This is a genomic window from Streptomyces rectiverticillatus, assembly GCF_013394065.1.
Lineage (GTDB): Bacteria > Actinomycetota > Actinomycetes > Streptomycetales > Streptomycetaceae > Streptomyces > Streptomyces rectiverticillatus.
Map to the genome: position 1 here is coordinate 6779826 of NZ_CP040752.1, position 21114 is coordinate 6800939.

The window sequence follows — 21114 nt, forward strand, 5'->3', positions numbered from 1 at the left end:
CGCGGTGCCGGTCCCGCGGCACACCCCGGCCAGATTGGGATGATCGATGACCATTGAGACGCTCCCGCCGCGCATGCGCATCGTCCGCCATCCGCTCAAGTACCGCCTGCTGGAGGTGCGCAGGGTCGACCGGCTCACCCCCTCCACCGTGCGGGTGACGTTCGGCGGCCCCGCGCTGGAAGGATTCTGCGAGCAGGCGCCCACCGACCACGTGAAGCTCTGCTTCGCCGAACCGGGCGCCGAACTGCCCGTCGAGCCGGTCATCAGCAACGACACCTGGATGGACGCCCCCGTGGAGCCCATCACCCGGGACTACACCGTCCGTTACTACCGCCCCGAGGCGCAGGAGCTGGACGTCGACATGGTCCTGCACGGCGACGGCGTGGGCTCCGCCTGGGCCGCGCGGGCGGAGCCGGGCATGCGGCTCGGCGTCCTCGGCCCGCGCGGCTCCGAGATCCTGCCGATGGTCCACGACTGGTACCTGCTGGCCGCCGAGGAGACCGCCCTGCCCGCGCTCGGCCGCTGGCTGGAGATGCTGCCCGCGGGCGTCCGCGTCCTCGCCTTCGCCGAGGTGCCCGGCCCGCAGGACGAACAGCACTTCACCACCGCCGCCGACTGCACCATGACCTGGCTGCACCGCGGGGACGCCCCGGCCGGCACGGGCGACCTGATGGAGCAGGCCATCCGTGCCGCCGAACTGCCCGCCGAGGGACTCGGCTACGCCTGGATCGCCGGCGAGGCAGGCACCCTCAAGCCCATCCGCCGCTACCTGCGCCGCGACCTCGGCATGGCCAAGGAGCAGGTGGACATCGACGGTTACTGGAAGCGCGGCGTGGAGAACCACGACCACCACTCGGACGAAGAGCACGAGCACGCGTGAGCACCACTGCCGCTCCCACCACCACCGACGGCCCCCGTCCTGTGCGCAACGCCGCAGGCGGGGGGCGGCCCCCGGCCCGCCGCGCTCAGCACGCGCGGCGGGCCGCCGGGCTGCTGGCCTGCACCGCCCTCGTCGCCGTCCTCGCCGTCCTGAGCATCGGCATCGGCGCCAAGACGATCCCGCCCGGCGACGTCCTGCACGCCCTCCTGCACCCGGACCCCGGCAACGACGACTGGATCGTCGTGCGCACCTCCCGGCTGCCGCGCAGCCTCCTCGGCATCGGCGTCGGCATCGCCCTCGGCCTGTCCGGTGCGCTCATGCAGGCGCTCACGCGCAACCCGCTCGCCGACCCGGGGCTGCTCGGCGTCAACGCCGGCGCCGCTGCCGCCGTCGCCGCCGCGACCGCCCTGCTGGACCTCGGCAGCTTCAGCGCCTACGTGTGGTGCGCGCTGCTGGGCGCGGCCGTCGCCGCCGCGGCCGTCCACCTGCTGGGCACCCGCGGCCGCTCCCGGGCCACCCCCGTGCGCCTCGCCCTCGCGGGCACCGCCGTCACCGCCGTCCTCACGGCGGTCGTCAACGGCCTGATCCTGCTCGACCCGCTCACCCTCAACCGCTTCCGGTTCTGGCAGATCGGCACCCTCGGCGGCGTGGACGGCGCCCTGATCCGGCAGGTGCTGCCGTTCCTGGCCGCGGGCGCGCTGCTGGCCGCGCTGCTGGCCCGGCCGCTGAACGCCGTGGCCCTGGGCGACGACACCGCCCGCGCGCTCGGCGCCCACCCCGGCCGCACCCAGTTCGCCACCATGCTCGCCGTCACCCTGCTGTGCGGGGCCGCCACCGCCGCCGTCGGCCCGATCGCCTTCGTCGGACTGGCCGTTCCGCACGTGGCACGGCTGATCGCCGGGCCCGACCAGCGCTGGGTCCTGCCCTACAGCGCCGTCCTCGCCGCCGCGCTGCTGCTCGCCGCCGACATCCTCGGCCGCGTCGTGCTGCGCCCGCAGGAGCTGGAGGCCGGAGTCGTCACCGCGTTCCTCGGAGCGCCCCTGTTCATCGCACTCGTCCGCCGCAAGAGGATCAGCGAACTGTGACCAGCCGTACCCCGCTTGCGCGCCCCCGTCCGGCGGAGCAGCCGCCGAGCGCGCCCTCGCGGCCCCTGCGTCTGCGCGCCCTGCGCCTGCCGCTGCCGGGCCGCCCCGCCCTCTCCGTGCGCTGGGACCCGCGCGCCGCCGCCGTCTGCCTCGGCCTGCTCCTGGCGGCGGCCGCCACGGGCGTGTGGACGCTCACCACCGGCGACTTCCGCATCCCCGTGCCCGACGTCCTGCACGTCCTCGCCGGCGACGGCAACCCCGCGTACACGTACATCGTCGAGGAACTGCGACTGCCCCGGCTGCTGACGGCCCTTCTGGTCGGGGCCGCCCTCGGCCTGTCCGGCGCGCTCTTCCAGAACGTCGCCCGCAACCCCCTGGGGAGCCCCGACGTCATCGGCTTCACCGTCGGCTCCGCCACCGGTGCCCTCGTCACCATCCTCGTGCTGAGCGCGGGCACGGCCTCGGTCGCCGCCGGTTCGGTCACCGGGTGCGCGGTGACCGGCGCCGCCGTCTATCTGCTCGCCTGGCGGGGCGGCGCGGCCACCTTCCGGCTCGTCCTCGTCGGCATCGGGGTGAGCGCGCTGCTCTCCTCGGCCAACGCCTACCTGATCGCGAAGGCGTCCTTCACCGACGCGCAGAGCGCCCAGGTCTGGCTCACCGGCAGCCTCAACGGCCGCGGCTGGGAGCACGCGGGCACGATGGCCGCCGCACTCGCCGTCCTGGCTCCTGCGGCCCTGCTCCTCGCCCGGCCGCTGCGCATGCTGGAGATGGGCGAGGACACGGCGTCGGCGCTGGGCGTACGGGTCGAGCGGGTCAAGGCCGCGGCGCTGGTGGTCGGCGTGGGGCTCACCGCCCTGGCCACGGCCGTCGCGGGTCCCGTGCCGTTCATCGCCCTGGTGGCGCCCCAGGTGGTGCGCAGGCTCACCCGCTCCCCGGGCCCGAACCTCGCGCCGTCGGCCGTCCTGGGCGCCCTGCTGCTGACGGGCAGCGACCTCGCCGCGCAGCGGATGCTGGCCCCCACGCAGCTTCCCGTGGGGGTCCTGACCGGGGTCGTCGGCGGCTGCTACCTGGTGTACGTGCTCGCCCGGCAGTGGCGCGCCGGCCAGGGCTGAACGGGAGCGCTCCCCTCGGAGAGCGGGGTCCCGGGCAGCGGCCGGGCGAAGATGCGGGAGCCGCGGGCGGGATCGAGGGCGGCCACCCACGTACGCGGCGCCCGCGAGGTGTCCGTCTCGCGGAAGCCGCTGCGGAGGAAGGCCTCGCCGTCGCCGGTCGTCGCCGCGAACACCTCGGTCACCGACCGGTCGGAGGCGTGGAGCAGCAGCGCCGTCAGCAGCCGCGAGCCGATGCCGCGGCGCTGACGGCCGGGCCGCACGCAGAAGTTGTGCAGCACGCCCGCCGCCCCGGTGGCCGACAGGCCGTCACCGGGGAACGTGCGCAGGGCCACGCACCCTTCGAGGGTCCCCCGAACGTCCTCCGCCACGAAGAACTCGGCGAACCGTGCCGCGTAGACGTGCGGTGTGCGGCGGCGCAGCGCACCGGTCCGCATGAAGGGTTCCGACAGGGCGTACAGCCCGGGCGCGTCGGCGGCCCGCGCCGCCCGTACGCCGCCCGCTGCCGGGAGGGCCGGACGGCCCTCTCCTGTACGGACCGTCAGCGGACCCAGCCTCATAAAGGGCTCCCGGTTCTCACGTCACCTGCAGAAAGTGAGGTAAGCCTAACCTAACTAAATCTTGGTCCCGGGAGGGGGTCGGCGACTGGTTTAGTCAGGAAAAGTCCGGGCACCCGACGGGTTCCAGCACCTGATCAGCAGGAGGCACGAACGATGGACCGGGGAAGCAGCAAGCACGGCGCCAAGCGGGACGACGAGCTGAAGAAGGAAGTGGAGGAGCTGACCCGGTCGGGACGGCCCACCCGGACCGAGGAGTGGCGCGACGCGGAACCCCTGACCCCCGAGGAGCCGGGCGCGGAGCCCGGGGCGGGGGAGCGGAGCGCCCCGGGCGGGGGAGCGGCCCGGCCCGGTCGCGCCCGGTCGTAGGGATTCCCGTCCCGCGCGTACCGTGGCCGCATGAGCCCCCTGAGCTTCGACCGCTTCTGCGCCGAAATCCTCGCGCAGACCGACCTGTTGAGGTCGTGTGTCAAGGGCGCCGACATGAGGGCCCCCGTCCCCTCGTGCCCGGGCTGGGACCTCGGCCGGCTGCTCCGCCACGTCGGCGGCACCCACCGCCGGGTCGAGGAGATCGTGCGCACCAGGGCGGCGGAAGCCGCGCCCGGCCCTGTGCTCGACGACGTCTCCGGCTGCACGGACGGGAACGGCGGCGTGCTCGACCGCCGGCTCGCTGACGGCGCGGCCCGCCTCGTGCGTACGCTGCGCGAGGCCGGGCCCCGCGCGTCGGCACGGACCGCCGCCGGGTCGCCGTCCGCGGCCTTCTGGGCCCGCCGGACGGTCCACGAGACGGCGATCCACCGTGCCGACGCGGCGCTCGCCGCCGGCGCCGGCTTCGACCTCGACGAGGAGCTCGCGCTCGACGCCCTGGACGAGTGGATGACGCTCGCCTCGCTCCCCGAGGCCGTCGAAGCGGCACCCGGCAGGTCCTCCCTGCTCGGGCCCGGCCGCACGCTGCACTTCCACGCGACCGGCCCGGCGCCGGGCACCACCGCGGGGTCGAGATCCTCGGCGACGAGCCGCTGCTCGACCTCTGGCTGGAGCGCTCCGGGTCCCGGCTGCGGCAGTGAGCAGGGGCCCGGGGCGCCCGTACGGAAGGCGCGGGCCACGCGAAAATCCATTGCCCGGCCGACCCCGTCGCCGCCACGATCGGTCCATGACCTCACGCACCGCCCTGACGTGAGCGGCGCGCACTCGCCGCCCGCACCGGCGTCACCGCCGTCGGCCGCTACCACGGACGTCAGCCGTCCGGGCGAGCCGACGAAACCCCGTCCGGCCCGCTGCGCGCGTACGTCACCCTGCTGGGCATCACCCTGCTGAACCCCGCCACCGTCGTGTCCTTCACGGCACTCGTCCTCGGCGCCCGCGCCACGGCAGCCGCCGCGACGCGCGCGGAAGAGGCGGTCTTCGTCCTCGCCGCCTTCGCCGCGTCGGTTGCGGACCCCGTGGACCCGCCACAGGGTGGATTCCGGGAGAAACCCCTTCACTGCACACACAGGGAGGCCCGGTCATGGGCAAAGGCAAGGCGAAGGCCAAGCAGGTCAAGGGCAAGCTCAAGGAGACCACGGGCAATGTGACGGGCGACCGGCGCATGGAGGCCGAGGGCCGCGCCGAGAAGGTGACGGGCAAGGTCCAGGAGTCCGCGGAGAAGGCCAAGAAGAACCTGCGCGGCCGCTGACCGCGTACGACCACCGGTAGAACCCAGGACGGGCTGGAGACACCAGCCCGTCCTGTCGGCGTGAGCGGGCATGTCACGCCAGCGGCTGCTCCGCCCAGATCACCTTGCCCTCCGGCGTGTACCGCGTCCCCCAGCGCTCCGCCAGCTGGGCGACGAGAAACAGGCCGCGGCCGCCCTCGTCCTCCGCGGCGGCGTAGCGCAGGTGGGGCGAGGTGCTGCTGCCGTCGGCGACCTCGCAGATCAGGGCGCGGTCGCGGACGATACGGACGCCGACCGGGCCCGAGGCGTGGCGGATGGCGTTGGTGACGAGTTCGCTCAGGATCAGCTCCGTGGTGAACGCGGCCTCGTCCAGGCCCCACTCGGTCAGCTGCCGGGTGACCTCGGCGCGGGCGCGCGCCACGACCGCGGGGTCGGAGGGCAGCTCCCACTCGGCGGTCCGGTCGGGGTCCAGGATGCGGGTGCGGGCGACGAGGAGGGCGATGTCGTCGCGCTGCCGGGCGGGAAGCAGGGCGTTGAGCACCTCCTCGCAGACTTCGTCCGGAGTCCGGCCGGCGTGGGCGAGCGTGGCGGTGAGGATCGCGAGGCCGGCGTCGATGTCCCGCTTGCGGTCCTCGATGAGGCCGTCGGTGTAGAGGACGAGGCTGCTGCCCTCGCGCAGCTGCAGCTCCCCGGCCTCGAAGGGCAGCCCGCCGAGGCCCAGCGGCGGCCCGGCGGGAAGCTCGGGGAAGTCCACCGTGCCCTCGGGGTCGACGACGGCCGGCAGCGGGTGGCCGGCCCGGGCCATGGCGCAGACGCCCGTGGCCGGGTCGTAGATCGCGTACAGGCAGGTCGCGCCCGCGATCGCGTCCTCCCCGCCGATCCCCGCCGACTCCATGTCGATGCGCCCGACCAGCTCGTCGAGGTGCCCGAGGAGCTCGTCGGGCGGCAGGTCGAGGGCGGAGAAGTTCTGTACGGCGGTGCGCAGGCGGCCCATGGTGGCGGCGGCGTGCAGGCCGTGCCCGACGACGTCGCCGACGACCAGGGCCACCCGGGCCCCCGGCAGCGGGATCACGTCGAACCAGTCGCCGCCCACCCCGGCCTGGGCCGGCAGGTAGCGGTAGGCGACGTCGAGGGCGTTCTGCTCGGGCAGCCCGCGCGGCAGCAGGCTGTGCTGCAGGGTCACGGCCATGGCGTGCTCGCGCGTGAAGCGCCGGGCGTTGTCGATGCACACGGCGGCCCGTGCCGCCAGCTCCTCGGCCAGGGACAGGTCGTCCTCCTCGAAGGTGGCGCTGTCACCCGTCCGCCAGAAGTTGGCGATGCCCATGAGCACGCCGCGCGCCTTGAGCGGCACGGTGATCAGGGAGTGGAAGCCGTAGTCCAGTATCGCCTGCGTGCGCTCGACGTCCTGGGTGCGCCAGCCGGAGGACACCGCCAGGTCGGGTACGAGGACGGCCTGCCCGCTGAGGAAGCCCGTCGCCTGCGGGGTGGGCGCGGCGAACCGGTGCAGCTCGCCCGCCCGGTACAGCGGGTGGTCGTCGCGGACGCCGCTGAGCGCCACCCGCCGCAGCTCGGGGGCGTCGCTGCCGACCCCCGACCGCGGCTCGTCGCCGCGCAGGACGGGCTCGGCGAGGTCGACGGTGGCGTAGTCGGTGAACCGGGGAGAGGCCACCTGGGTGAGCTCCTCGGCGGTGCGCTGGACGTCGAGCGTCGTCCCGACGGCCACGCTCGCGTCGTACAGCAGCTTCAGCCGCTCGCGCGCGGCCTCGGCCTTTCCGGCGAGGGCGCGCAGCTCGGTGGAGTCCCGCAGGGTCGCCACGCTGCCGGGCGGCCCGCCCCGGCGGTCCGTCGGCCGGTTGTTCACGGCCAGCAGCCGGTCTCCTACGGGCAGCACCTCGTCGTTGGCGACGCGCCGGGACTCCAGCAGCTCGGCCATCCGGGGCTCGAGGTCGAGCTCGGCGACGGCCCGCCCCTCCACGTCCTGCGGCAGGCCCAGGAGCCGGCGCGCCTCGTCGTTGGCGAGCATCACGCGGCCGTCGCCGCCGACGATCACGACGCCCTCGCGCACCGCGTGCAGGACCGCGTCGTGGTGTTCGTACATCCGGGTCATCTCGGCCGGGCCGAGGCCGTGCGTCTGGCGCTGCAGCCGCCGGCTGACCAGGGCCGCGCCGCCGGTGGCGAGGACCAGCGCGGCGCCGCCGGCGGCGAGCAGGAGCGGCAGCTGCCGGTCGACCGCGCTGCTCACGGCGCTGACCTTCACCCCGGAGGAGACGAGGCCGACGACGTTGCCGTGGTCGTCCTGCACCGGGACGACGGCCTGCACCTCCTCGCCCAGGGGGCCGTGGACGCTCTCGACGGTGACGTGGCCGGCCTGCGAGGGGCCGATGGTGCCGATGAACTGCTGGCCGATGAGCTCGGGCCGGGGGTGCGTGTAGCGGACGCCGTCCCGGTCGGTCACGACGACGAAGTCGACGCCCGCCTCCTTGCGGGCGGCCTCGGTCAGCGGCTGGAGCACCTTGCTGGGATCGGGACCGCGCAGGGTCGCCACCAGGCCGGGGCTGTGGGCGAACGCCTGTGCGGCGGCGAGCGATCGGTCGCGCGCCGCCTGGAATCTGTCGCTCCGCGCCTGGAGCACCAGCGTGACCACCGCGGCGACGACGAGCAGCAGAACGATCAGCAGCTGCAGCAGGAACATCTGACCGGCGACGCTGCGGCTGCGCACCACCGACCGGAGACGTCCGGCCGACGGCGCCCGTGAGCCGTTGCGCGACTGCCCCGGCTCACGCCTGCTGTCTCGGCGCCGACCGGTGAACCAGCGGCCCGAGGGCCCCGAGGAGCGGTCCCGGTTTCGGGCCATATCCCATGTCTACCCCGCTCTCTTCCGCGGCGCGAACGGGGGCCGGGCTCAGACCGTGGCGATGGCCGGGTCGCTCATCCCCGTCTCACCGGTCTCGACGTGCCCGGCGAAGCGGCGCAGGAAGCTGCCGTCCGTGTCCGACACCACGGTCAGGTCGTACCAGCGCTTGCTGCGGCGCAGGTCCACCGTGTGGACCAGCCGGCCGCCCGCCCGCACCGTGAAGGTCTCGCGCTTCCCGGCGTACGCGTCGGTGAGCGTCAGGTGGCAGTCGCTGCCGCCCGCGTTCGTCATCGTCAGGCTGACGCCGCCGGTGCGGGCGTCGTGGCGGGCGGTCACCTCCGGGCCGGCGGCCCTGCCGGGCCCGCGGAAGGTGCGCAGGAAGCCGTTCGGGCCGAAGACGGACAGGTCGTAGACGCCCTTCGAATAGGCCGTGTTCCAGGTGTCGGAGAGCTTCTTGCCGGCTCCGGCCGTGTACGTCCAGGGGCCGTCCGTGCGGTTGCCGGAGGTGACCGTGAAGCACACGCCCGCTGCGTCGCCCCCGCCGAAGGTGAGGGTGAAGCGCCCGGTCGAGGCGGTCGCGGCCCCGTCCACCAGTGGGGCGTACGGCAGCGGGCGCGCGGGCCGCGAGCCCTTCTCCTGCTTGGGCAGCGAGGGGCCGGACGGCGGCTTCGGCACGTAGTCCGGGTGCCGCCCCCGGTCCGGCGGCTCGTAGGCAGCGGTGTCCGGCAGCGCGGCGGGCCGCGCGTCCGCGAGGCGGAAGTCGAAGGCCGAGGTCAGATCGCCGCAGACGGCACGCCGCCACGGCGAGATGTTCGGCTCGCGCACCCCGAAGCGGCGCTCCATGAAGCGGATGACCGAGGTGTGGTCGAAGACCTCCGAGCACACGAAGCCGCCCGTGCTCCACGGGGAGACCACGAGCATGGGCACGCGCTGACCCAGGCCGTAGGGGCCGGGGCCGTAGCGCGCGTTCCCGGCGAAGACGTCGAGCGCGGTGTCCACGGTGGAGGCGCCCCGGGCGGCGGAGGCGGGCGGGAACGGCGGCAGGACGTGGTCGAAGTAGCCGTCGTTCTCGTCATATGTGATGAACAGGGCCGTTCTGCTCCACACCTCCGGGTTGGAGGTCAGGGCGTCCAGGACCCGGGAGATGTACCAGGCGCCGTAGTTGACCGGCCAGTTCGGGTGTTCGGAGAACGCCTCCGGCGCGGCGATCCAGGAGAGATGCGGCAGCTTGCCGGCCTTGACGTCGGCCTTGAGGACGTCGAAGTAGCCGCCGCCCTTCTTGACGTTCGTGCCGGTGCGCGCCTTGTCGTAGAGGGGGTCGCCGGGCTTGGCGTTGCGGTAGTTGTTGAAGTAGAGGAGGGAGTTGTCGCCGTAGTTGCCGCGGTAGGCGTCCTCGATCCAGCCCCAGGAGCCGGCCTTGTCCAGGCCGTCGCCCTCGTCCTGGTAGATCTTCCACGAGACGCCGGCCCTCTCCAGCCGCTCGGGGTACGTCGTCCAGTCGTAGCCGGCCTCCTCGTTGCCGAGGACCGGCCCGCCGCCCTTGCCGTCGTTGCCCGTGTGCCCCGTCCACAGGTAGTAGCGGTTGGGGTCGGTGGCACCGATGAACGAGCAGTGGTAGGCGTCGCACACGGTGAACGCGTCGGCGAGCGCGTAGTGGAACGGGATGTCCTGCCGCGTCAGGTAGGCCATCGTTCCCGTTCCCTTGGCGGGGAGCCACTGGTCGTACCGGCCCTGGTTCCAGGCCTTCTGCCCGCCCGCCCAGTCGTGGTTGAGGCCCGCGATGAACTGCATGCCGAGGTTCTCGGCGTCCGGGTGGTAGGGCGGCACCTCCTTGGAGCCGTCCGACTGGTACCACACCGGCTTGCCACTGGGCAGGGACACCGGGCGCGGGTCACCGAAGCCGCGCACGCCCTTCATCGTGCCGAAGTAATGGTCGAAGGAGCGGTTCTCCTGCATCAGGACGACGATGTGCTCGACGTCCTGGATCGTGCCGGCAGCGCGGCGGGCGGGGATGGCGGCGGCACGCTCGATGCTGCTCGACAGGGCGGCGTAGCCCGCGGTCGCGCCGGCGATCTGGAGGAATCGCCGCCGGTTGAGTTCAGGCATGAGTGTGAGGACCTCTTGGGGAGTCGGGGCTGGAGCCGGGTGTTCCAAGAGCAGCGAGTGCCGGGGAAGGGGCCGTGTCGTCGGTGTGACGGGGCGCGGTACGCGAGGCGAACGTAGCGGACGGCGTGGCAGAAGGGGAGCCCTGTGAAGGGGGAGAAGCGGGCTGGACATGGCGGTGCCGGGTGGCGACGGCGGTCACCACCCGGCAGGCGCGCGCCCGGGGGGCCGGAACTCAGGGCCGGGGCCCGGGCCCGCTCCAGCAGTTGCGCTCCCGGTCGTAGGAGAGCGTCCGGCCCGTGCAGGACTGCAGGTCCAGTTCGAGGAGCTGCTGATAGGCGGCGACGGGCAGGTCGGCCTCGACGAGGATCCGGGTGGCCGAGCGCGTGTCCTCCAGCAGGAGCGGGCGAGGCGGCGCGGGCGGCTCGCCCGGGGAGCGCCGCAGCGCGCCTCCCAGGATCCGCTTGAGCGCGGTGCAGGCGTCCTGGGCGAGGATCTGCCCGACGTTCTGCAGGAAGCCGCTGAGCGGCAGCACGACGAGCACCAGCCAGGTGAGCGTCTCGCCCCTGAAGGCCCCCAGCGTCGCGCTGTACGTCTCCAGCCCCAGCCCTGCCAGCCCGTCGGTCAGCGACCTGCGCTCCTCCTCGCCGGTCTCGGCATCGAAGTAGAGGTGCGCGGTCAGGGGAAGGGGCTCGGCCATCCGGACCTCCTGCGCGCCGGAGCGAAGGTGTGCCCGATGGTAGGGCTTCGCGAGCTGCGGAAGCAGGCGGTCAGGCCGGTCCGTCGCTACGCGGGCTGCCACTCGACCACCAGGCGGCCGTTCTCCTCCACGACGTCCGTGCCGAAGGCCGCGCAGGCCCGCCGGAACCTGCGGGTGATCCACCCGGTCTCCGCCGCGTCGGCGAGCCGGGTACGGCAGAAGTCGAGCGCGAGGGGCACCGCTTCCACGCGTACGGGGCGGGTGCCGTCGAACGAGACGAGGAAGAGCAGGCCGAGGTCGTTGCGCAGCCGGTCGTCCGTCGCGTAGTCGTCGATGAAGTCCCCGAGGTCGTAGAGCACGCGGTCCTGGACGCCGTGGAAGACGTGCGCGGAGTGCCCGGCGACGAGGGTGGCGCCCGCGGCGAGGAACTGCTGCGCGGCCCGGCGGATGTAGTCGGCCGGGCCGGAGGTCATGTTCGGGCCCCAGTGCGGCGTGACGAGGGTGATGTCCGTGTCCAGCGCGGTGACGGTCCGCAGGAGCCAGTCCGGGGCGCCGGCGTCCAGGTGCGCGTAGGCGACTCCCGGCCGGTCAGGACCTGCCGCGAAGTCGTGCGGGTGGTCGGTGACCCCGACGACGCCGAGCCGCAGCCCGCCGTGTTCCAGGACGGCCGGCCGCCGCGCCGCCTCCTCGTCGCGGCCGGCCCCCGCCCAGGCGATCCCGGCATCGGCCAGATGGCGGACGGTGTCGAGCAGGGCCTCGGGGCCGTAGTCCAAGGCGTGGTTGTTGGCCAGGTTCACACAGCCGACGCCGAGGTGCCGCAGGGTCTGCGTCGCCACGGGCGGCGCCCGGAAGAAGAACGGCTTGAAGGGGTCGCGCCAGCGCTCGCCGCGTGCGGAGACCGCGCATTCGAGGTTGAGGACGAAGAGGTCGGCCTCGTGCGCCGCGGCCACGACCTCGTCGGCGAACAGGCTCTCCGGCGGCTCCGTGGCGAGGCGTCCGGCGACTTCGCGGCCGAGCATGGTGTCGCCGGCGAGTGCGAGCTTCATGGTTCAACCACCTCCTCGCCCCACCCGTTTCATTGTAGGAATAGTGAGTTTTCATGGGGAATGTGTCGGATCCGTGCCGAGGGGGAACAGCAGATCCATGGCCCGGCCCAACGAAGAGGTCGAGGCGCTGCTGCAGGAGTACGCCGACCTCGTCACCATCACCGGCGGCGACGCCTACAAGGCGCGCGCCTACGAGAAGGCCGCCCGCGCGATCGGCGGCCACCACGCCGATGTCTCCCGCCTCGACCTCAAGGGGCTGCTCGACATCCCCAACGTCGGCAAGTCGATCGCCGAGAAGGTCCTCGAATACCTGCGGACCGGCCGGCTCTCCATGGTCGAGGAGGCCAGGGCGGTCATCCCGGCCGGAGTGCGCGAGCTGATCACCATCCCCATGCTCGGCCCGAAGAAGGCCATGCTCCTCTACGAGGAACTCCACATCTCCTCCGTCGACGAGCTCCTCGACGCCATCCACGACGAGAAGCTGCGCGACCTCAAGGGCTTCGGCGCCAAGACCGAGGAGAACATCCTGCACGGCATCGCCCTGATGCAGCAGGCGGGCGACCGCATCCTGCTGAACGCCGCCATGGACGTCGCCGAACAGATCGTCGCCGACCTCTCCGGCGTCGGCGGATGCGAGCGGTGCACCTACGCGGGGTCGCTGCGGCGGATGCGCGAGACCATCGGGGACATCGACATCCTCGTCGCGGCCGACCGGTCGGGCCCGCTCATGGAGGCGATCACCGAGCTGCCGATCACCGCCGAGGTCATCGCGCACGGCGAGAAGAAGACCTCCATCCGCACCACGAAGGGCCTCCAGGTCGACCTCCGCGTCCTGCCGGCGGACGCCTGGGGAGCCGGACTGCTGTACTTCACCGGTTCCAAGGCGCACAACATCCGCGTCCGCGAGATCGCGGTCCGCCACAAGTACAAGCTGTCCGAGTACGGCCTCTTCCACGCCAAGAGCGGCAAGAAGATCGTCTCGGAGACCGAGGAGGAGGTCTACGCACGGCTCGGCCTGCCCTGGATCCCCCCGACCCTGCGCGAGGACCGCGGCGAGGTCGCCGCCGGCCTGCGCGACGAGCTGCCCGAGCTGATCGAGGAAAGCGACATCCGGGGAGACCTCCACACCCACACCGACCTGACGGACGGTGTGGCGACGCTGGCGGACATGGTGACCGCGGCGGCCGGGCGCGGCTACGCGTACTACGCCGTGACGGACCACGCCCCGAACCTCTACATGCAGCGCATGACGGACGCCAAGGTCCTGGCGCAGCGAAAGCGGGTCCGTGAGCTCGACGGGAAGCACCGCAAAATGCACGTGCTGCACGGCACCGAGCTCAACATCGGCCCCGACGGCGACGTGGACTGGCCGGACGACTTCCTCGCGGGCTTCGACCTGTGCGTCGCCTCGGTGCACTCGCACTTCAACCAGACCCGCGACGAACTCACCCGCCGCCTGCTGCGCGCCTGCGAGAACCCGCACGTCAACATCATCGGACACCCCACGACACGGCTGATCGGCAAACGCCGGGGCATCGAGGCCGACTTCGACGCGGTCTTCGAAGCCTGCGCCCGCACGGGCACCGCCCTGGAGATCAACGCCCACCCCGAACGGCTCGACCTCTGCGACGAGGACATCCTGCGCGCCAAGCGCTACGGCGTGAAGTTCGCCGTGAACACCGACGCCCACTCCGTGACCCACCTGCCGTACATGCGCTACGGCGTGGGCACGGCGCAGAGGGGATGGCTGACGAAGGAAGACGTCATCAACACATGGCCGTTCCAGAAGCTACGGCGCTTCCTGCGCCCCGGGGGCCGGTGACGGCACGGCGCAGCACTTGAACCTCCCGTAACGGGAGGGCCTACGGTCCCGGGTCATGAAGATTGTTGTGCACGACACGGCGTCCGCCATGCTCGACCTCTTTCAGCGACCGCTGGAAGAGCGGCCCGACGCCCTGCGAGAAATACTCAGCCCGCTCCAGGGCGTAATGGCCCCCGTGATGGGCGATGTGGACCTGGTCGCGATGCACCGTCAGAGCAGCGGCTTCCGGCTCGACCGCGACGACCCGCGCTATCTGCCCGCCGTGCGCCGGATGCAGGACGCGGGCGTGTGGAAGCGCATCGAGGACTCGCTCGCCGCCGCGTGGGAGCGGATCAGCGGTGCGGTGCCCGGCATCGGGCACGCCGAGACCGTGCACGTCGTCGTGGTGCTCGGCAACCCCGACGACGACCAGCTCATGGGCCACAGTGCCGGCTACTTCGGTGTGGGCGGGATCCCGGGAGCCATCGAGCTGATCATGTGGCCCACCGGCACGAGCCTGAAGAAGATCGGCTACGGGGCCGCGCACGAGTTCCACCACAACGTGCGCTACGCCAACGTCGCCTGGAACCCGATGACCGTCACGGTGGGGGAGCACGTCGTCGCCGAGGGGCTTGCCGAGGCCTTCGTCCGGGAGCTGGCCGGCGAGCAGGCCATGGGCCCGTGGTCGAAGGCGCTGACCGGCGCCGGGCTGGACAGCGCCTACGCGAAGATCACTGACGACATCGACGTGGCCGGGATGCAGAACCTGGCCGCGTACGTACTGGGCGACGCCACCGCGCAGCGCATGGGCCAGGAGCCCGTGGGGCTGCCGGACTTCGCCGGGTACGGGGTCGGCCTGCGGATCGTCGACGCCCACCTGGCGGCCTCGGGCCTGACCGCCGCCCGGAGCACCGCCCTGCCGGCACGCGAGATCCTCACCAACGCGGGCGTGCCGACCAGGGCGTGACGCGCGCCCTGCAGCCATGGCGGGAGCCCGGACCGGACCTACTTCGACGCGGGGCAGAACTCCGCCTTGAAGACGTCCCCCGCGGCGTCCGTGTCACTCAGGGTGTCGGTGTTGAAGTTGAGGACGAGGCTGTGCCGGGTGTCCGCCGAGACGAAGGCGATGCTCTGCGTCCCGACGAACAGGCCGGTGTGCCCCCACACTTCCGTCCCGCAGAGCGTGTACCGGAACAGCCCCAGGCCGTACGACGCGCCCGAGGCCTCGCCGGTGGGGACGGTCGTGCGCAGCTCCCGCTGCTGCGCCGGCGGCAGCAGCCTGCCCTGCAGCAGGGCGGTGAGGAAGCGGTCGAGGTCGGCCGTGGTGCTGATCAGGTCGCCCGTGGCCCGGATCAGGGAGGGATCGAAGTCGGTGACGTCGTGCATCCTGCGGTCCGGGTCGTCGGTGAACCAGCTGTAGCTGCGTCCGGCGGGGGCCGGGACCGTGCGCTCGTGGCGCGGCAGGCGGGTGGAGTGCAGGCCGAGCGGTGCGATGATCCGGCGCTCCACCTCCTCCTCGTAGGGCCGTCCGGTCGCCTTCTCCACGACGAGGGCGGCGAGGACATAGCCCGTGGGGGTGTACGCGTAGCGCGTGCCCGGTGCGAAGTCCGGCGCGTGGGCCGTCGCGGTCCGTACGATCCGCCGGGGTGTCCAGCGGTCGTAGCGGTGCTTGAGGAACGCGGTGGTGGTGAGGTTCCTCAGGACTTCCGGGTCCTCGGTGTAGTCGAAGAGCCCGCTGGTGTGCTGGAGGAGCTGGCGCAGGGTGATCCTGCGGCCGTCGTTCCCGTGCCCCCGCACCATGCCGGGCAGCCACTTCTCGACGGTGTCGTCCAGAGCGAGCCGGTGCTCGGCCTCCAGCTGCAGGAGGACGGTGGCGGTGAAGGGCTTGGCGATACTGCCGGCGCGGAAGCGGTCCCCGGGGAACCTCGGCCGCTTGGTGTGCAGGTCGGCGAGGCCGGCGGAGCCGTTCCAGGTGCCGTGCGCGTCACGGACCCGGGCCAGGGCGCCGGGGACGCCCGCCTTGACGGCGGTGTCCAGGGCGGCCTGGGTGCGCTCGTGTCCTCCGCCGCGCGCGGCGGGCCGGACGTGGTCGGTGGCGCCCGCCGGAGCGGGTGCCGGCGCGGCCCCCGCCATCGCGGCGGCCGTCAGGAACGCGGCCAGTACGGCTCGCGCCGTACGGACCGTCCTCGGTGGACGCGGACACTTCGTCATGACAGCCCTCCTTCAGTGGGGGTCGGGGGTCGGGGTCGGGTCGGGGGTACGGATACGGGCCCGGGTCCGGATCGGGCGGTGGCGCGCTCAGCGCACGGCGCCGCTCACCTCCTCCGGCGTCGTGGGGAGCCCCCGGTCGTTCTGCAGGGACCACAGCTCCCGGAAGAGGCCGGGGGCCTCGACGAGTTCGGCGAAGGTGCCCAGCTGGATGACCCGGCCGTGGTCGAGGACGACGATGCGGTCGGCGACCGCGACGTTGGCCAGGCGGTGGGTGACGAGGACGACGGCCCGTTCCTGGGCGACCTTGCGCAGTCCGGCGAAGATGCGGTGCTCCGCCCGGGCGTCCAGGGCGCTCGTGGGTTCGTCCATGACGAGCAGGCCCGCCGGGCGGTAGAAGGCCCGCGCGATGGCGATGCGCTGCCACTGACCGCCGGAGAGCTCCACGCCGCCGTACCACTCGCGGGCGAGGAGGGTGTCGAGCCCGCTGCGGAGCTCCTTGAGGACTTCGTCGGCGCCTGCGTGTGCGGCCGCCTCGAGGACGAGGCCGTCCCCCTCGTGCGCCTGTCCGAGGGTGATGTTGTCGCGGGCGGACATGGGCCAGTGGGCGAAGTCCTGCGGGACGACGGCGGTCTGCCGCCACATGGCCTGCGGGTCGAATGCGCCGGAGTCGGCGCCGTCCCAGGTGACCCTGCCCTCGGTGGGCAGGTACAGGCCGGTCAGCAGCTTGCTGAGGGTGGTCTTCCCCGAACCGTTCTCCCCCACCAGGGCCACGACTTCGCCGCGCCGCACCTCCAGGCTGACCTTGTGCAGCGCGGGGCGGTCGGAGCCGGGGTAGCAGAAGGTGAGGGACTCGGCGCGGACGGCGGCCGGGGCCGCGGGGGTCCGGGTGCCGCGCTGCATGCGGTGCCCGCCGGCCTCGTCGATGAACTCGGCCCAGTCGTCGAGGTAGAGGCCGGTACGGAAGAGGCGGGCACCGTAGGAGACCATGCCCCGCAGGGACGAGCCGACCGACCGCAGGGCGAAGACCGCCGTGCCGGCCGAGGCGAGCGACATGTGCCCCGTGCCCAGCAGGAGGGCGAGCGCGGCCCACACCAGGCCGGAGGCCAGACCGCCGGCCACGGCGCCCGCGAGCGCGTACCGTGCGCCCCGGTGGACCGCCTTGTCGGTGGTGGTGTGGATGCGGTTGCTGATCGAGCGGTAGCGGCCGAGGAGGAATTCGGCCATGGTGCCCGAGCGCAGCTGGTCGGCGAAGAGCTTGTCGGTGACGTGCCACCGCAGGTGGTTGAGCACGCGGCGGTCGCCGCTGAGGGCGCGGGAGGTCTGGTAGTGGACCCGCGCCCCCTTCACGCTCGCGATGCCCTGCGGGAGGGTGGCCAGCAGGAGCAGCGGCAGCAGGACCGGGTGCAGGAGCGTCACCACGCCGGCCGCCGCGATCAGCGACGCGAGGCAGGCCATGAGGTCCTGGGATTCGGTGAGCAGGTCCTGGGCGACGTCCGCGCCGCGGTCGGCGGCTTCGCGCTTGTCGTTGAAGCCGGGGTGGTCGTAGGCGGCGAGTTCGGCGTTGATCGCCGCGTCGAGCATCTGGAGCTCGGCCTCGCGGGAGATCCGGGGGGCCAGCCGGCTGGAGATGTTGGCGACGGCGATGGCGAGCAGGGCCCGGGTCCCGGCCGCCCCGGCGAGGAGGGCGAGCGAGGGCAGCGCGTCGACGAGCCGGTCCTCGATCTGGCCGGAGGTGATCAGTGCCGTGATCGTGCTGCTGGTGGCCAGCAGCCCGAAGGCCTCGAACGCGCCGGACAGCACCTGGCAGACGAGGAGCGTCAGGACGGCCCGTCTGTCCACGCGCCAGGCCAGGTTCAGTGCCTTGCGGACGAGCTGGGGCAGGCGCCGGCTCATCGCACGGGCGGTGAGCGGGCTCTTCTCGAAGGCGGTCAGGGTCGGGGAGCGGAAGCGTAATTCCTCATGTACCTCGGTGGTCTCGGCGGGCAACGTGAATCCCCTTGGTTGCGGGTGTCGACGGTCCGGTTCCGATGGTGAGCGCCTGCACGATGCCGTATGACGCGGGCGAGTTAGGGGTGAACGCTCTTAATCCACCCGAAGGTGGGCCTTTTGACTGACCGCTTCGGAGTGAGTACCTCTGCTGTTTGACGCGCCCCTGTCAATCTTCGGGGTCGCGTGGCACTCTCATGCGCACCTGCCGTATCCGCACCGCAGAAGGAGTACGCGTGAGACGATCCCGCCGTACGACCGCAGGTGTGCTGCTGGCCGCCTGCGCCCTGGTCGCCGCAGGCGCACAGGCCGCGACGGCCGACCCCGCTCCGGGCAGAGCCCCGGCCCCGGCCGTGCACACCGCCGCGGCCTCACCGGAGGCCCAGCAGGCCATCGCCGACTACTGGACGCCCGAACGGATGCGCACGGCCGTCCCGCTCGACCCGCCTTCCGTCGCACCCGGCACCCTCTCGGCTCCGGCGGCCCGCGGCGAGGCGCCGGTGGCCCGGGGTGAGACGCTCACCGTCGCCGCCACCCCCGCCCCTGCCGCCGCGTCCCTCGCCTCCTTCCCGCAGCCGGGAGGCCCGTGGACCGGTGGCGGCGCGGTGGCCAAGACCTCGGGCCGGGTGTTCTTCACCATGCAGGGCCGCAACGCCTCCTGCTCGGCCGACGCCGTCACCAGCCGCAACGCCAGCACCGTGATCACGGCCGGGCACTGCGTCAAGTACCAGGGCAACTGGCACACCAACTGGACCTTCGCCCCCGGCTACGACGACGGGAAGACGCCCTACGGCACCTGGGCGGCGACCAAGACGCTGGCCACACCGCAGTGGACGGCGTCCGAGGACATGAACTTCGACATCGGCGCGGCCGTCGTGGCCCCGCTGGGCGGCAAGCGGCTCGCGGACACCGTCGGAGCGCAGGGCCTGCAGTTCAACGGGGCCTACAACAAGCCCATGTACGCCTTCGGTTATCCCGCCGCGTCCCCGTACGACGGCAAGAAGCTCATCCACTGCAGCGGGAACTCCACCAAGGACTTCCTCCTCACCAAGGATCACGGGCTGAGCTGCAACATGACGGGCGGCTCCAGCGGCGGCCCGTGGTTCGCGTCGTTCGACGAGGCGACCGGCACCGGCCTGCAGGCGTCGGTGAACAGCTTCGGGTACACGTTCCTGCCGAACACGATGTTCGGCCCGTACTTCGGCGACGAGGCCAAGGCCCTCTACGAACAGGCGCAGACGAGCTGACGCGCCGCAGGCACGGAGAAGGCCCCCGCCTTCCGGCGGGGGCCTTTCCCTCACAAGTGCGCCACCAGGGACTCGAACCCCGGACCTGCTGATTAAGAGTCAGCCGCTCTGACCAACTGAGCTAGCGGCGCGAAATGAATACTACCGTACGAATGACGGTGTATCGCCCGCGGTCCGGACCGGGACCGGACGGGCGCCGCTGTCGGTCCCGCCGTGGTCGGCGATGGGGATGGCGAGCAGGGCCAGGCCGAGGCACGCGGCCACCAGCCCCTGGACGACGACGGTGATGAAGGCCCGCGCGAAGGCCAGGCTGACGGCCGCGACGAGGGCGACCGCGGCGAGGACGGCGGCGCACGTCATGAGCTGTCCGGAGGTGTCCGGCGGCGGGGGTGCGTCCCGGCGGCCGCCGTAATCGGCGTTGTAGGCCCAGCCCTCGATGCCCACGACGTACAGGCAGCCGGCGGCCGCGACGACCTCCAGCGCCAGGAGGCCGAGGGCGGTCAGCAGATCCGCGTACCAGGGGACGGCGCTTGTGCCGGATCCGGACCGGTGCGGGACCACGGCAGGAGGTGCCACGGGGAGAGGTGCCATGACCTCAGTGTTTCCCCCGGGCCGCGTCGGCGGCATGAGTACGCGTACTCATGCTCACCCGCCCCGCCGGGCTCATGCGACGCCGCCGAGCGTTTCGAGGCTCACCCGGACCAGGCCCTGGCCGGTGTCGGCGATCTCCTCGAACGCGGCCCGCGACAGGTCGATGCAGCGGCTCGTGTCCCTCGGGCCCCGGTCGTTGATCCTGACCATGACCTGGTCACCGGTTCCGGCGTTGGTGACCCGTACGCGGGTGCCGAACGGCAGGTCCCGGCTGGCGGCGGTCATCGCCTCCGGGTCGAACGGCTCGCCGCTGGCGGTGGGCCAGCCGTCGAGCATCTCCTGCGGCGCGCCGTACCACGAGGCGATGCACGTCCGCCGGTCGCGGTCGTCGGCACCGGCGGGGAGGGGGACGGCGCCGGCCAGGACCACCGCCAGCGCCACCGTGGCAGGGGCGCGGCCGGGCGTCCTGGCATGCGTCATGGGGTCCTCGGTCCTCGCTCCGCTGATCCTCAGGTCTGAAAGATCGTGTCCGCTGCGGACGGCTTCCAGTCCTCGGCACGGGGCGGAGCAGCCGATCGGCGGCATGCGGCGGCACGCGGCAGGGCCGGGTGGGGGAGAGTGCCGCCCGGGCGCGCGGTGCGCGTGCCGTGCGGCCCTCCCGCCCGGGTCAGGCGCTGCCCATCACCGCTGCGAAGGCCGCCGGGTCGGCGTCGAACCCGCGGACGGCGGGGCGCCACTCCCACCCGCCCTGCCCGGTGCGCACGAACTCCACGACCGTCGCCGCCGTGGCTCCGGCGACCTCAGCGAAGTCGTGGGCGACCAGCTCGGTGTACCCCTCCGTGACGCGGATGCCGGTGTTGGCCACGTCCCCGAAGGTCTTGCGCCCGCCGCCCTGCTGTATGGCCACCCCGACGACGACCCGGGCGTACGAGGGAGCCAGCCGGTCGAGCTCCAGCGTCATGACCTCGTCCGAGCCGAGCCCCATGCCCGTGCGGCTGTCCCGGTTGAGGAGGATGGTGCCGTCGGGCGACCGGCTGTCGAAGTGCACGAGATAGGCGGGCTTGCCGTACGGCTCGTCCGCGGTGTACGTGGCCGCGATGAGGTCGAGGTCGTTGTCGGGCAGGCCCATCGGGCTCGGATCCCATCTCAGCGACACCTGGACCTTGCCGAGCCCCTTGCTGAGGCCGCCCGCCCCCTTGTTGAGACCGCTCACCGGACATCCCCTCCCACTTCCGTGTTGCTGGTGCACTCCCACCTTGCCGCCGCAACCGCCGGCGCCGCTACCCCGGG

Annotated in this window: 19 protein-coding genes and 1 tRNA gene; 9 read left to right on the forward strand and 11 right to left on the reverse strand. The window is 72.8% G+C overall.

Annotated elements, in window-relative coordinates:
- Window positions 1–46 precede the first annotated feature (46 nt).
- From FGW37_RS29360 to FGW37_RS29370, 3 genes are read left to right on the forward strand one after another with little or no spacing between them, the layout of a single operon-like run.
- A complete protein-coding gene (locus FGW37_RS29360; RefSeq protein ID WP_179083839.1) occupies window positions 47–880 on the forward strand; it encodes a siderophore-interacting protein in 834 nt (277 codons plus the stop codon).
- Window positions 877–1965, forward strand: coding sequence for a FecCD family ABC transporter permease (locus FGW37_RS29365; protein ID WP_425506613.1), 1089 nt, complete (start codon window positions 877–879; stop codon window positions 1963–1965). Before FGW37_RS29360 ends, FGW37_RS29365 begins: the two co-directional genes overlap by 4 nt.
- Window positions 1962–3077: a FecCD family ABC transporter permease gene (locus tag FGW37_RS29370; RefSeq protein WP_246430621.1), complete on the forward strand. Its 1116-nt coding sequence runs from the start codon at window positions 1962–1964 to the stop codon at window positions 3075–3077. The genes FGW37_RS29365 and FGW37_RS29370 overlap by 4 nt, the downstream gene beginning before the upstream one ends.
- Here the strand turns inward: FGW37_RS29370 and FGW37_RS29375 are convergent.
- The gene (locus tag FGW37_RS29375; RefSeq protein ID WP_179083840.1) at window positions 3029–3634 is read right to left on the reverse strand and encodes a GNAT family N-acetyltransferase; all 606 of its coding nucleotides are present in this window, start codon (window positions 3632–3634) and stop codon (window positions 3029–3031) included. The two genes, FGW37_RS29370 and FGW37_RS29375, sit on opposite strands and share 49 nt — an antisense overlap.
- Before the next feature lie 153 nt (window positions 3635–3787).
- Here FGW37_RS29375 and FGW37_RS29380 point away from each other — a divergent pair, with 153 nt between their 5' ends.
- The 3 genes from FGW37_RS29380 to FGW37_RS29390 all read left to right on the forward strand — a co-directional run bounded on the left by FGW37_RS29380 (window position 3788) and on the right by FGW37_RS29390 (window position 5306).
- Complete coding sequence (locus FGW37_RS29380) at window positions 3788–4000, forward strand: hypothetical protein (protein ID WP_179083841.1); 213 nt, start codon at window positions 3788–3790, stop codon at window positions 3998–4000.
- 30 nt (window positions 4001–4030) lie between these two features.
- Entirely contained in the window at window positions 4031–4948 is a 918-nt protein-coding gene (locus FGW37_RS29385; RefSeq protein ID WP_179083842.1) for a maleylpyruvate isomerase N-terminal domain-containing protein, read from the forward strand.
- Window positions 4949–5138: 190 nt separating this feature from the next.
- A complete protein-coding gene (locus FGW37_RS29390; RefSeq protein ID WP_179083843.1) occupies window positions 5139–5306 on the forward strand; it encodes a CsbD family protein in 168 nt (55 codons plus the stop codon).
- A 73-nt stretch (window positions 5307–5379) separates the two neighbouring features.
- Here the strand turns inward: FGW37_RS29390 and FGW37_RS29395 are convergent, their stop codons facing one another.
- From FGW37_RS29395 to FGW37_RS29410, 4 genes are all read right to left on the reverse strand, one after another.
- The gene (locus FGW37_RS29395) at window positions 5380–7977 is read right to left on the reverse strand and encodes a SpoIIE family protein phosphatase (protein WP_246430873.1); all 2598 of its coding nucleotides are present in this window, start codon (window positions 7975–7977) and stop codon (window positions 5380–5382) included.
- 210 nt (window positions 7978–8187) lie between these two features.
- Complete coding sequence (locus tag FGW37_RS29400; RefSeq protein ID WP_179083845.1) at window positions 8188–10245, reverse strand: phosphocholine-specific phospholipase C; 2058 nt, start codon at window positions 10243–10245, stop codon at window positions 8188–8190.
- A 232-nt stretch (window positions 10246–10477) separates the two neighbouring features.
- Window positions 10478–10942, reverse strand: coding sequence for a hypothetical protein (locus tag FGW37_RS29405; RefSeq protein WP_179083846.1), 465 nt, complete (start codon window positions 10940–10942; stop codon window positions 10478–10480).
- Between the two features lie 86 nt (window positions 10943–11028).
- Window positions 11029–11988, reverse strand: coding sequence for a CapA family protein (locus FGW37_RS29410; protein ID WP_179083847.1), 960 nt, complete (start codon window positions 11986–11988; stop codon window positions 11029–11031).
- Window positions 11989–12085: 97 nt separating this feature from the next.
- Between FGW37_RS29410 and polX the strand changes: the two genes are divergently transcribed.
- Window positions 12086–13810 carry a DNA polymerase/3'-5' exonuclease PolX gene (gene polX / locus FGW37_RS29415; protein WP_179083848.1) on the forward strand — a complete coding sequence of 575 codons (1725 nt, stop codon included), beginning with the start codon at window positions 12086–12088 and terminating at the stop codon, window positions 13808–13810.
- Between the two features lie 55 nt (window positions 13811–13865).
- Entirely contained in the window at window positions 13866–14756 is an 891-nt protein-coding gene (locus FGW37_RS29420; protein WP_179083849.1) for a DUF2268 domain-containing putative Zn-dependent protease, read from the forward strand.
- 38 nt (window positions 14757–14794) lie between these two features.
- Here FGW37_RS29420 and FGW37_RS29425 read toward each other — a convergent pair whose 3' ends face one another.
- On the reverse strand, window positions 14795–16000 hold the full coding sequence (locus tag FGW37_RS29425) for a serine hydrolase domain-containing protein (RefSeq protein WP_179083850.1): 1206 nt from the start codon (window positions 15998–16000) through the stop codon (window positions 14795–14797).
- An 87-nt stretch (window positions 16001–16087) separates the two neighbouring features.
- Window positions 16088–17986, reverse strand: coding sequence for an ABC transporter ATP-binding protein (locus FGW37_RS29430; RefSeq protein WP_425506614.1), 1899 nt, complete (start codon window positions 17984–17986; stop codon window positions 16088–16090).
- Window positions 17987–18183: 197 nt separating this feature from the next.
- Here FGW37_RS29430 and FGW37_RS29435 point away from each other — a divergent pair, with 197 nt between their 5' ends.
- Window positions 18184–19233: a trypsin-like serine peptidase gene (locus tag FGW37_RS29435; RefSeq protein WP_179083851.1), complete on the forward strand. Its 1050-nt coding sequence runs from the start codon at window positions 18184–18186 to the stop codon at window positions 19231–19233.
- Window positions 19234–19290: 57 nt separating this feature from the next.
- On the opposite strand, the gene FGW37_RS29440 is transcribed toward FGW37_RS29435, so the two are convergent.
- The 4 genes from FGW37_RS29440 to FGW37_RS29455 all read right to left on the reverse strand — a co-directional run bounded on the left by FGW37_RS29440 (window position 19291) and on the right by FGW37_RS29455 (window position 21037).
- A tRNA-Lys gene (locus tag FGW37_RS29440) sits at window positions 19291–19364 on the reverse strand.
- 10 nt (window positions 19365–19374) lie between these two features.
- Window positions 19375–19824 carry a DUF6234 family protein gene (locus FGW37_RS29445; RefSeq protein WP_179083852.1) on the reverse strand — a complete coding sequence of 150 codons (450 nt, stop codon included), beginning with the start codon at window positions 19822–19824 and terminating at the stop codon, window positions 19375–19377.
- Window positions 19825–19896: 72 nt separating this feature from the next.
- Window positions 19897–20304: a septal ring lytic transglycosylase RlpA family protein gene (locus FGW37_RS29450; protein ID WP_218650613.1), complete on the reverse strand. Its 408-nt coding sequence runs from the start codon at window positions 20302–20304 to the stop codon at window positions 19897–19899.
- Between the two features lie 187 nt (window positions 20305–20491).
- Window positions 20492–21037, reverse strand: coding sequence for a TerD family protein (locus tag FGW37_RS29455; protein ID WP_179083854.1), 546 nt, complete (start codon window positions 21035–21037; stop codon window positions 20492–20494).
- Window positions 21038–21114 lie beyond the last annotated feature (77 nt).

Coding starts and splice junctions, on each gene's coding strand:
- FGW37_RS29360 (WP_179083839.1), top strand. CDS start 47: ATGACCATTGAGACGCTCCCGCCGCGCATGCGCATCGTCCGCCATCCG.
- FGW37_RS29375 (WP_179083840.1), bottom strand. CDS start 3,634: ATGAGGCTGGGTCCGCTGACGGTCCGTACAGGAGAGGGCCGTCCGGCC.
- FGW37_RS29385 (WP_179083842.1), top strand. CDS start 4,031: ATGAGCCCCCTGAGCTTCGACCGCTTCTGCGCCGAAATCCTCGCGCAG.
- FGW37_RS29380 (WP_179083841.1), top strand. CDS start 3,788: ATGGACCGGGGAAGCAGCAAGCACGGCGCCAAGCGGGACGACGAGCTG.
- FGW37_RS29410 (WP_179083847.1), bottom strand. CDS start 11,988: ATGAAGCTCGCACTCGCCGGCGACACCATGCTCGGCCGCGAAGTCGCC.
- FGW37_RS29390 (WP_179083843.1), top strand. CDS start 5,139: ATGGGCAAAGGCAAGGCGAAGGCCAAGCAGGTCAAGGGCAAGCTCAAG.
- FGW37_RS29425 (WP_179083850.1), bottom strand. CDS start 16,000: ATGACGAAGTGTCCGCGTCCACCGAGGACGGTCCGTACGGCGCGAGCC.
- FGW37_RS29395 (WP_246430873.1), bottom strand. CDS start 7,977: ATGTTCCTGCTGCAGCTGCTGATCGTTCTGCTGCTCGTCGTCGCCGCG.
- FGW37_RS29450 (WP_218650613.1), bottom strand. CDS start 20,304: ATGACGCATGCCAGGACGCCCGGCCGCGCCCCTGCCACGGTGGCGCTG.
- FGW37_RS29435 (WP_179083851.1), top strand. CDS start 18,184: ATGCGCACCTGCCGTATCCGCACCGCAGAAGGAGTACGCGTGAGACGA.
- FGW37_RS29405 (WP_179083846.1), bottom strand. CDS start 10,942: ATGGCCGAGCCCCTTCCCCTGACCGCGCACCTCTACTTCGATGCCGAG.
- FGW37_RS29445 (WP_179083852.1), bottom strand. CDS start 19,824: ATGGCACCTCTCCCCGTGGCACCTCCTGCCGTGGTCCCGCACCGGTCC.
- FGW37_RS29400 (WP_179083845.1), bottom strand. CDS start 10,245: ATGCCTGAACTCAACCGGCGGCGATTCCTCCAGATCGCCGGCGCGACC.
- FGW37_RS29420 (WP_179083849.1), top strand. CDS start 13,866: ATGAAGATTGTTGTGCACGACACGGCGTCCGCCATGCTCGACCTCTTT.
- polX (WP_179083848.1), top strand. CDS start 12,086: ATGGCCCGGCCCAACGAAGAGGTCGAGGCGCTGCTGCAGGAGTACGCC.